At 40.1% G+C, this 436-nt stretch carries 1 protein-coding gene; it reads right to left on the reverse strand.

Annotation, left to right across the window (positions count from 1 at the left end):
- A partial coding sequence (locus tag EAH57_RS15825) for a phage portal protein (protein ID WP_213071156.1) occupies positions 1-374 on the reverse strand: 374 nt, incomplete at its 3' end.
- Between the last annotated feature and the right edge of the window lie 62 nt (positions 375-436).

Below are 436 nucleotides of genomic sequence, written 5' to 3' on the forward strand. Positions count from 1 at the left end.
AGTGCATAAACTTTATATGCAAAAAAATTGCCGCGTAGGCACAAACACACCATTAACAACTCCCAAAACTCTTGAGCAGTCATGTAGTCATTTGGTGCAACGTAAAGAAGATCATGTAACTTATGATCTTCAGCAGGAATCTTTTTCTTGCCCTCTTTGCGATATAGCCGACAAGGCAACATCCCCATGCTTTCAGACAAAACCCTTACACATGTAAATACAGTTGTTAATTGCATTGCTCGTGTTGGGGTTATTGGCTGACTACCAACGACACAATCAGCACCCCAAAGTCTGGCTAAATCATCAGGACTAGAAATGATTGAGGGCGAATTCTTGAAACCAAGAAACGCCCCCATTTTTGATAATAAATTCATTACAATCTTCTAACCCCGTGTTTCTCCAAGTGTTGAGATAAATTCGATTCTTGTTTCTGGCT

Source organism: Acinetobacter sp. 2JN-4, assembly GCF_003687745.1.
Taxonomy (GTDB): Bacteria; Pseudomonadota; Gammaproteobacteria; order Pseudomonadales; family Moraxellaceae; genus Acinetobacter; species Acinetobacter halotolerans.